This is a genomic window from Dokdonella sp., from assembly GCF_051958935.1.
GTDB lineage: Bacteria > Pseudomonadota > Gammaproteobacteria > Xanthomonadales > Rhodanobacteraceae > Dokdonella_A.
In genome coordinates this window covers 22,264-31,551 of sequence record NZ_JBQCFP010000101.1, presented here as the reverse complement: position 1 = coordinate 31,551, position 9,288 = coordinate 22,264, and the positions used below count along the sequence as shown (strand labels likewise).

At 67.0% G+C, this 9,288-nt stretch carries 7 protein-coding genes and 1 pseudogene; 1 reads left to right on the top strand and 7 read right to left on the bottom strand.

The genetic code is table 11. The annotated features are described in order from the left end of the window. The 4 genes and pseudogenes from ACTHK2_RS09235 to ACTHK2_RS09220 form a co-directional block, all read right to left on the bottom strand. A pseudogene (locus ACTHK2_RS09235) lies at window positions 1-585 on the bottom strand (M13 family peptidase); the annotation flags it as partial. Window positions 586-766: 181 nt separating this feature from the next. Then, window positions 767-991 (bottom strand): hypothetical protein, encoded by a 225-nt coding sequence (locus ACTHK2_RS09230; RefSeq protein ID WP_440245410.1) that lies wholly within the window; start codon window positions 989-991, stop codon window positions 767-769. 159 nt (window positions 992-1,150) lie between these two features. Next, on the bottom strand, window positions 1,151-2,443 hold the full coding sequence (locus tag ACTHK2_RS09225; RefSeq protein ID WP_440245409.1) for a hypothetical protein: 1,293 nt from the start codon (window positions 2,441-2,443) through the stop codon (window positions 1,151-1,153). Window positions 2,444-2,666: 223 nt separating this feature from the next. Beyond that, entirely contained in the window at window positions 2,667-4,451 is a 1,785-nt protein-coding gene (locus ACTHK2_RS09220) for a phosphoenolpyruvate carboxykinase (GTP) (RefSeq protein ID WP_440245408.1), read from the bottom strand. Between the two features lie 714 nt (window positions 4,452-5,165). Here ACTHK2_RS09220 and ACTHK2_RS09215 point away from each other — a divergent pair. Further along, window positions 5,166-5,732 carry a hypothetical protein gene (locus ACTHK2_RS09215; protein WP_440245407.1) on the top strand — a complete coding sequence of 189 codons (567 nt, stop codon included), beginning with the start codon at window positions 5,166-5,168 and terminating at the stop codon, window positions 5,730-5,732. A 39-nt stretch (window positions 5,733-5,771) separates the two neighbouring features. On the opposite strand, the gene ACTHK2_RS09210 is transcribed toward ACTHK2_RS09215, so the two are convergent. The 3 genes from ACTHK2_RS09210 to ACTHK2_RS09200 all read right to left on the bottom strand — a co-directional run bounded on the left by ACTHK2_RS09210 (window position 5,772) and on the right by ACTHK2_RS09200 (window position 9,259). Then, entirely contained in the window at window positions 5,772-6,692 is a 921-nt protein-coding gene (locus ACTHK2_RS09210) for an ATP-binding cassette domain-containing protein (protein WP_440245413.1), read from the bottom strand. Window positions 6,693-8,373: 1,681 nt separating this feature from the next. Then, window positions 8,374-8,781: a VOC family protein gene (locus tag ACTHK2_RS09205; RefSeq protein ID WP_440245406.1), complete on the bottom strand. Its 408-nt coding sequence runs from the start codon at window positions 8,779-8,781 to the stop codon at window positions 8,374-8,376. Between the two features lie 43 nt (window positions 8,782-8,824). Then, window positions 8,825-9,259, bottom strand: coding sequence for a helix-turn-helix transcriptional regulator (locus tag ACTHK2_RS09200; protein WP_440245405.1), 435 nt, complete (start codon window positions 9,257-9,259; stop codon window positions 8,825-8,827). Between the last annotated feature and the right edge of the window lie 29 nt (window positions 9,260-9,288).

The following is a 9,288-nucleotide window of genomic DNA, read 5'->3' as shown; positions in this document are numbered from 1 at the left end:
CGCCTCGTCGCCGAGGTAGTACTCGCGCCCGGGCATGCCGAGCCCGTCCTGGTGCAGTGTCGGGATGTAGGCGTGCGGATCGTGGCTGTCGTTGAGCACGGAATTGCCGAGCGGCGGGGGCCCGCCGATGCGGGCGGGGTCGCCGACGAGGGTCGCGATGTCGTCCGCACTGCGCAACGCGTCGATGCGCGCGAGGTCCGCGCGCAGCGGCCGCAGGCCACGGCGTTCGGCGGCGGCCTCGTCCATGAAGCTCGCGTACAGAGCGCCGATGTGTCGTGCATCGGCGTCGCCCTCAGGCGGCGCCTCGCGCAGCGACTCGACGATCGCGCGCAATTGTGCGCGCGTCGCATCGTTCACCTCGGACGCCGCACTGATGCGCACCGCGTCGTCGGGGATCGGATGGCGGTCGAGCCAGCCCCCATTGACGTAGCGGTAGAAGTCATCCTGTGGCCGCACGCTGCGGTCGAACGCGCCGGTGTCGATACCCGAGCGGAGTGGCGTGGCCGTGTCGGCCGGTACGTCCGCGTCCGCGGGTGCGGCGAAGGCGAAAAGGACCAGCGACGTCACGATCGAAGGCAGGCGCATGCGGGTTCCGTTCGGCCGATGGACGCGATGGCCGGCGACGAGACGCCGGTAGCGCGTCTCGATGGTGCCACGGTGGGCCGCGCGACGCAGAGGCGCTCGTGGGAGAGGGGCGCGTGCGGCACCTCGCGCCGCTGCGGCTGTCGGCGCGCTCAGCGCGTGGCGTCGGCCAGATGGATCCACGTCACCGGATCACCAAAGCTGGCGCGTGCTGTAGACCGTGTTGGTGGTAAACCGGCGATTCCGCGCATTCGCGGACGGCAGAGGCGAAGTCCGCGCAGGATGCCGGATGCGCACCTGCCAACGCGACCCGCGTGTCATTGCGCGCGTCCGCTGCCGCGGTGGCAGGCAGCAGGAGCAGCGACATCGCCGACGCCAAAGCGAGCAGGCACATCCTTTCGATGCCCATTCCGGAAATCTCCCGCGAGCATCGCCGATACAGCGTCGTCCTTGCTGATGCCGATTCGATGTCGGCCCAATGGGCGCGGCGTGCGTGCCGCCTCATGGAAACACGGGCTGCGTCGACAGGAAAAGGCGGCCGACGCGGGCCGGCCGCCTCTCCAGAGCCTCAATGGCTCGCCGTGACCGTGAACTCGCAGAGGAATTGCGCAGACGTGCCCGGCGGATAGAAGCGGACGCCGCGGGTCTCACCCACGGGTATCGTGTCACCCGTGGCCCCCGACCCAGCGACGACTAGGCCATATTGCCATGGACCAGTGTTGATCTTTCCCCATGCGTCCACGCTTGGGTAGCCGGGCATGTTCCACGTGAACGAGTACGGACCGCTCGTCTGTCCAAGCGGTACGATGACGTGGCTCGGCGTCACGCTACACGTCGGCGCTGCACCTTGGACCGCGCTGACCGTGAGCGATGCAAGTATGCCGGTCGTGGGGCAGCCGGTCGCGCCACCATGCTCGTACACGCGATAGGCATATGTGGTTCCCGCTGTCATTGGCACGCCGGTGCTCCCCGAGCCGGCGGTCACGAGTCCTGCGAAAGACCATGCGCCGCTGTTGACCTTTCCGCACCAGTCGACGGAAGAATAACCAGGAGCACTCCATGAGACGGTCGTCGACGCCGTCGTTGCGCCCGAGGGCACCACAACCTGCGCCGGATTGGCAGACATTGTCGGTTGGGCGCCCGCTGTTCCATTCACGGTCTTCGTAGCGAGCACTGGACTCGCGGACGTGCTGCTCGTCGTCAGGATGAACTTGGAGGTCCCGTTCTTCGGCACGTAAGGCCACGACAGATTGCTGGCCGATGTGCCGCCGCAGCTCCACAACGAAGGCGTGCCGTTGTTCGTACTCACCCATACGCAGAACCCGGTCGCGTATTGGCCAGTATAGCTAACCTTGGTTTCGCCCCTTGTCTTGTCGAAGGGGACGATCACGGTCGTCGGCGATACTGTCAACGTGCCAGTCGGGCTCGGCGGATAGCACGAATTTTGCGATTGATACGCGCCACAGCTGGTGTGCGTGATCAGCGCGGTGTCCGGCATCGTGCCGGAGTTGCCGCATGAGTAGCCTGCATAGTGTGAGTTGATCACCCATCCGTCGGGCAGCGTGCCGGACGTAATGCAGATCGTCATGGTGGCGCCGACGGGCAGATTGTCGAATCGCTCGATGCGCACTTGATTCACGACAGGGCTCCACCCGCAATCAGGATGGTTGAGAAAGGCCGTCGTGAACCAGCCGCTCGGTGAATTCAGCCCGCAAATGTACTGGACTTCCGCATGAACCAATTTCGGCGTCACGCTGATCGCAGCGCAGAATGCGAGCGCTAGGACTGATCGCAGGGCTGAAGCAAAGGTAAGCATTGGAGTTCCCAAGTTGGAAATGGCTGAACCCACCAGGATGGTCATCCATCCCGAATCGCACGCCGTCGTTGGATCGCGCTGTCGAAGCGCAGATGGCAGCCTGCCTATGCTCACGCATATAGTCAAGAAATAAAAAGATGCACGCATGCGCATTTCAAAGCGGAAAAAACTTATCGCGGGACGAAAGGCCCGCGTGCACATGCATTTCTTGGCAACTCGCCGAATGGAAGGGTAGCGATGCGGAATCGCGTCCGCACCGTGCGAGCCGTTACCCAGTCGCCACCTTGCGTGCGGGCGCCCCCGCATTCGCGAGCGCCGCGGCGACGCGGCGTTGCTCGGCCTTGAGCTTCTCGGGCGTGCGCGTGCCGAACGAGTCGAGGTAGTGGCCGATGTCGGCGACTTCGGCGGCCCAGCCCATCGGGTCGACCTCGAGCAGCGTGTCGAGCGCGGCGCCGTCGATCGCGAGGCCGTCGAGGTGCAGGTCGTCCTTGCGCGGTACGTGGCCGATCGGCGTTTCGTGCGCACCGACCGCGCCCTTGCAGCGGTCGATGATCCACTCGAGCACGCGCAGGTTCTCGCCGTAGCCCGGCCAGAGGAACTTGCCGTCGTCGCCCTTGCGGAACCAGTTCACGTGGAAGATCTTCGGCAACTTCGCACCGGGCTTGTCGAACGAGAGCCAGTGCGCGAAGTAGTCACCGTAGTTGTAGCCACAGAACGGCTTCATCGCCATCGAATCGCGGCGCAGTACGCCGACCGCGCCGGTCGCGGCGGCGGTCGTCTCCGAACCCATCGCGGCGCCGACAAGCACGCCGTGCGTCCAGTCGCGCGCCTCGAACACGAGCGGCACGAGCGAAGGCCGGCGGCCGCCGAACACGAGCGCCGAGATCGGCACGCCCTGCTTGTCTTCCGCATGCGGGGACCAGCTCGGGCACTGCTTCGCCGACACCGTGAAGCGCGAGTTCGGATGCGCGGCCGGGCCGTTGGCCGCGTCGTACGGACGACCCTGCCAGTCGGTCACCGGCGTGCCTTGCGGCAGGCCTTCCCACCACGGCTGGTTGTCGGCGGTGACCGCGACGTTGGTGAAGATCGTGTCGTGCGCGATCGTCTCCATCGCGGTCGGGTTGGTCGAGCGGCTCGTACCCGGCGCGACGCCGAAGAAGCCGGCTTCCGGATTGATCGCGTAGAGGCGACCGTCCTTGCCCGGGCGCATCCAGCAGATGTCGTCACCGATCGTCCATACCTTCCAGCCCGCCTTGCGATAGCCCTCGGGCGGAATCAGCATCGCGAGGTTGGTCTTGCCGCACGCGGACGGGAACGCCGCGGCGACGTAGTGCGTCTCGCCCTGCGGGTTCTCGATGCCGACGATGAGCATGTGCTCGGCGAGCCAGCCTTCCTGGCGCGCCTGCCACGAGCCGATGCGCAGCGCGTGGCATTTCTTGCCGAGCAGCGCGTTGCCGCCGTAGCCCGAGCCGTACGACTTGATCGTGAGCTCCTCGGGAAAATGCATGATCCAGCGACGCTCGGGATCGAGCTCGCCGATCGAATGCAGCCCCTTGACGAACGCGCCTTCGCGCTCGATGCGAGCGAGCGCCGCCGCGCCCATTCGCGTCATGATGCGCATGTTGGCGACGACGTAGGGCGAGTCGGTGATTTCGACGCCGCAGCGCGACAGCGGCGAATCGATCGGCCCCATGCAGTACGGCACCACGTACATCGTGCGGCCCTGCATGCAGCCGTCGAACAGCGCATCGATCTTCGCGTGCGCGGCGGCCGGGTCCATCCAGTGGTTGTTAGGGCCCGCATCTTCCTCGTTCTTCGAGCACACCAGCGTGAGGTGCTCGACGCGCGCGACGTCGGACGGATTCGAGCGGTGCAGGGTGCAACCCGGGTGCGTGTCCTGGTTGAGCTCGACCAGGGTGCCGTCGGCGAGCATCTCGGCGCGCAGCGCCTCGGCTTCGGCATCGGAGCCGTCGCACCAGCGGATGCTGTCGGGTCGGGTCAGGCGGGCGACGTCGTCGACCCAGTCGTTCAGGGCTTTGAGCTTGCTGGCCATGGTCTCCGGGCGCCTGCGCCCGCGTGAAAAAGTGTGGAAGGGTCGACGGTAGCCCCGGCCCGGCGCGCATGCAAGGCAGCCCGCCGCATCACAACCGACAGCGCAAGTCGCGGAATTGACTCGCAAAGCCTCGCGAGGGTCGCGACGCGTCCGGGTGTAAACGTTTCCAGCGTGTCGCGCGGGGCGCGCGGGACTGGGATGGGACACGCGGGGTGCGGCGGGCTCGCTGCGGTGGGGTGGGGCGCTGCGACAATCGGTCGCAGCGGGGTGGCCTCTTCTCCTCGTGCGTGCGGAGGTGGTGTTTGTTGTCCCCCTTGCGATCCAAATTTTTCCCTCTCCCGCTTGCGGGAGAGGGTAGGGTGAGGGTGCTTTTGCCGTACGCTTCGTTCGTGCTCTTCGTTGAACAACACTCGCGGCTTCATTCGCGACAACCGACTCGCGTTCCTGCGCGTTCCACTCGCATCCCTGCGAGCGGGTCACTTTGTCTTGCTTGCCAAGAAAGTAACCAAAGAGAAGGGGACCCCGACAGCAGCGCCCTCCAGGCATCCTGCCTTCCGGGTGCGTGAACGGGTGCGACGGAGCGCCATCCACTCGCGCGACATCGCTGCACCACGCCACCCCTTGCCGAACTTCGACAGGCCGACATCGGCGCACGCGGTTGGCCCGCGCGCGGCGCTGGGCTAAGGTGTGTGCAGTCGTTGGGAGGTGGAGTCCATGGACGCATTCCGATGGATCTCGGTGGCTGTGTCGATGATCCTCGGCATCGGCGTGACGCGCCTGCTCACGTCCGTGGTCGTCCTCGTGCGCAATCGCGATGTGTTCGAATTCGACATCGTCCCCGCCGCGTGGGCCGCTTTCATCTTCGTGGCGCAGGTCCAGTTCTGGTGGGCGATCATCGAACTGGCCACGTTGAAAGCCGGGTGGACCAACGGCGAGTTCCTCGTCCTGATCTCGATGCCGATGTCGCTGTTCGTCGCTGCGGCGCTCGTATTGCCGCATGAGCCGCGCGAGCGCGATCTCGACCTTCGACAGGCCTTCGCGCGCGATGGCCGGCTCGCGCTCATCGCGCTCGCCGTGTTCAACGCCGTGGCGGTGTATGTCGATGCGCGATGGTGGTCCCAGAACCTTCTGTCGATCGCGGGAGGCATGCTGGTCGCACTCGTGGCAGTGCCGGTGCTCGCTCTCCTCACGTCGCGCCGACGGGTGCAGCTGGCGCTTACGATCGCGTATGCGCTGCTTCTCGCGGCGAGCGAGGCCGTCGATTCGCCGTCGTCGTATTGAGGAGACGCGCGGCGGCCGGTGGCCGAAACGGCGCGCCGTTCACGTGCGTCGTGCGCGTGAGGGAGCAGCGTGCGCTGCCCCGGCCGCCACGTACTTCGCGAGATGCTCGCCCGTCACCGTCGAACGCGACGCGACCAGTGCCGCCGGCGTGCCTTCGAACACGACGCGACCGCCATCGTGTCCCGCGCCCGGCCCGAGGTCGATGATCCAGTCCGCGTGCGCCATCACCGCCTGGTGGTGTTCGATCACGATCACCGACTTGCCCGCATCGACGAGGCGGTCGAGCAGGGCGAGCAGGTGCGCGACGTCGGCGAGATGCAGGCCGCTCGTCGGTTCGTCGAGCACGATCGTGCCGCCCTTTCCGCCGAGATGCGTGGCGAGCTTGAGGCGCTGGCGCTCGCCGCCCGACAGCGTCGTCAGCGGCTGACCGAGGCCGAGATAACCGAGGCCGACGTCGGCGAGGCGTTCGAGGATCGCGTGCGCGGCCGCGACGTGCGCCTTGCCCGTGCCGAAGAACGCGCGCGCTTCGTTCACCGGCATCGCGAGCACTTCTCTGATGTCCTTGCCTCCGAGCTTGTACTTCAGCACCTCTGCCTGGAATCGCTTGACCTTGAATTCCTCGCACACGCTCGCGACGCCGGCCATCATCGCGAGGTCGTTGTACACGACGCCCGCGCCGTTGCAGGTCGCGCACGCGCCTTCGGAGTTCGCGCTGAAGAGGGCGGGCTTGACCTTGTTCGCCTTCGCGAACGCCGCACGGATCGGATCGAGCAGGCCCGTGTACGTCGCCGGGTTGCTGCGGCGCGAACCGCCGATCGAGCCCTGGTCGATCGTGACGACCCCGTCGCGGCCGGACACCGATCCATGGATCAGCGAACTCTTGCCCGACCCCGCCACGCCGGTGACGACGACGAGCACGCCGAGCGGGATGTCGACATCGACCTTCTTGAGGTTGTGCATGCTCGCGCCGCGCACCGCGAGTCGGCCGTTCGCCTCGCGCACGCTCGTCTTCAGTGCCGCGCGATCGTCGAGGTGTCGGCCGGTGACGGTGTCGCTCGCGCGCAGGTCGTCGACGCCGCCTTCGAAGCACACGGTGCCGCCGCGCGACCCCGCGCCCGGGCCGAGGTCGACGACGTGGTCGGCGATCGCGATGACTTCGGGCTTGTGCTCGACCACGAGCACGGTGTTGCCCTTGTCGCGCAGCTGCAGCAGCAGCGCGTTCATGCGCGCGATGTCGTGCGGGTGCAGGCCGATCGTCGGCTCGTCGAACACATAGGTGACGTCGGTGAGCGAGGAGCCGAGGTGGCGGATCATCTTCACGCGCTGTGCTTCGCCGCCCGAGAGCGTGCCGGAAGGACGATCGAGCGCGAGGTAACCGAGGCCGATGTCGACGAACGAATGGAGCGTGCGCGCGAGCGCGTCGAGCAGCGGTGCGACCGAAGGCTCCGTCAGCGTGCGCACCCAAGTCACGAGGTCGCTCACCTGCATCGCGCACGCATCGGCGATGCTGAGCTTGCCGATCTTCGCGGTGCGTGCGTGTTCGGCGAGGCGCGTGCCGCCGCAGTCGGGACAGGTCTGGAACGTGACCGCGCGCTCGACGAACGCGCGCACGTGCGGCTGCAGCGAATCGACGTCCTTGGACAGCATCGACTTCTGCAGTTTCGGGATCAGCCCTTCGTACGTGAGGTTGATGCCGTCGACCTTGATCTTGGTCGGCTCCCGGTAGAGCAGGTCGTGCAGTTCCTTCTTCGAATACTTGCCGATCGGTTTGTCGACATCGAAGAAGCCGCAGCCGCTGAAGATGCGCCCGAACCAGCCGTCCATGCTGTAGCCGGGGATCGTCAGCGCGCCCGCAGCGAGCGACTTGCTCGCATCGTAGAGCTGGGTGAGGTCGATATCGCTGACCGCGCCGCGCCCTTCGCAGCGCGGGCACATGCCGCCGAGGCGGTTGAAGGTTTCCTTCACGGTCTTCGTGCGCGTGCCGCGCTCGACCGTGATCGCGCCCGCCGCGCGCACCGACGGCACGTTGAACGCGAACGCGCTCGGCGGCCCGACATGCGGCTTGGCGAGGCGGCTGAAGAGGATGCGCAACAGCGCGTTCGCATCCGTCGCGGTACCGACGGTCGAGCGCGGGTCGCCGCCCATGCGTTCCTGGTCGACGACGATCGCGGTGGTGAGGCCGTCGAGCACGTCGACGTCGGGTCGCGCGAGCGTCGGCATGAAGCCCTGCACGAACGCGCTGTAGGTCTCGTTGATGAGCCGCTGCGACTCCGCCGCGATCGTGCCGAACACGAGCGAACTCTTGCCCGAGCCCGATACGCCGGTGAACACGGTCAGGCGTCGCTTCGGGATCTCGACGCTGACGTCCTTGAGGTTGTTCACGCGCGCGCCGTGCACGCGGATGAGGTCGTGGCGATCGGCGGCGGTTGCGGCGTTCGGAGTGGATTTGCGCGTGGGCTTGCTCATCGGGACTTGAGTTCGGTTCCAGGGGACGGCATTCGTGGGTTCGCGCGCTCTTCGCCTCTCCCGCAAGCGGGAGAGGCCGACGCGCGCAGCGCGGCGGGTGAGGGAGAACGGAGCGCAACGCTCCGAATGCCCTCACCCCAACCCCCTCACGCAAGCGGGGAGAGGGGAAACATCATCACGCCAGCTGCTGGATCCGGATCATGTTGCCCGCCGGATCGCGCACCGCGCAGTCGCGCACGCCGTACGGCTGGTCGGTCGGCTCCTGCACGATCTCGATGTCCTTGCCCTGCAGCTGTTCGAAATCGCCATCGAGGTCCTTGGTCGCGAACAGCACGATGCCGAACGTGCCCTTCGCCATCATCTCGGCGATCGTGCGGCGCTCGTCGTCGGTGACGCCGGGGCTCGCGTCGGGCGGGTACAGCACGATCGACGTCGGCTGGCCCTTCGGGCCGACCGTGATCCAGCGCTTGCCGCCGTAGCCGACGTCGTTGCGCACCTCGAAGCCGAGTTTGTCACGGTAGAACGCGAGCGCGGCGTCCGGGTCATTGTGGGGGAGGAAGCTCGCGTGGATCTGGATGTTCATGGCAGGGCACTCATCGGTGGTGGAGGCCGTGATGCTAGGCAGCTCACGACACCGGCGCTTCTCGATTCCTGACCGGTCGCGTCACCTGCTTCTCGACGCACGAGGGGATCCCCGGCGCGGCGCCGTCGACCTGCTGCGCGCGATACGCGCTTGGCGGCATGCCGACGAGTTCCGCGAAGCGCGTGCTGAACGTGCCGAGCGAGGCGCACCCGACCGCGAAACACGCATCCGTGACGCTCGCGCCGCCGCGCAGCAGCGCCATCGCGCGCTCGATGCGCCGGGTCATGAGATAGGAATAGGGCGACTCGCCATAGGCGAGCTTGAACTGCCGGCTGAGATGCCCCGCCGACATGTGCACGCCGTGCGCAAGCGCCTCGACATCGAGCGGCTGCGCGTAGTCGCGATCGATGCGATCACGCACGCGCCGCAGCCGCGCGAGATCGCGCAATTGCGTCGACGGGGCGTTCCGTGGGCTCATCGTGGCAGCCTGCCATGCGGGGGCGGGGC

Coding starts and splice junctions, on each gene's coding strand:
- ACTHK2_RS09230 (WP_440245410.1), bottom strand. CDS start 991: ATGGGCATCGAAAGGATGTGCCTGCTCGCTTTGGCGTCGGCGATGTCG.
- ACTHK2_RS09225 (WP_440245409.1), bottom strand. CDS start 2,443: ATGACCATCCTGGTGGGTTCAGCCATTTCCAACTTGGGAACTCCAATG.
- ACTHK2_RS09220 (WP_440245408.1), bottom strand. CDS start 4,451: ATGGCCAGCAAGCTCAAAGCCCTGAACGACTGGGTCGACGACGTCGCC.
- ACTHK2_RS09215 (WP_440245407.1), top strand. CDS start 5,166: ATGGACGCATTCCGATGGATCTCGGTGGCTGTGTCGATGATCCTCGGC.
- ACTHK2_RS09210 (WP_440245413.1), bottom strand. CDS start 6,692: ATGCACAACCTCAAGAAGGTCGATGTCGACATCCCGCTCGGCGTGCTC.
- ACTHK2_RS09205 (WP_440245406.1), bottom strand. CDS start 8,781: ATGAACATCCAGATCCACGCGAGCTTCCTCCCCCACAATGACCCGGAC.
- ACTHK2_RS09200 (WP_440245405.1), bottom strand. CDS start 9,259: ATGAGCCCACGGAACGCCCCGTCGACGCAATTGCGCGATCTCGCGCGG.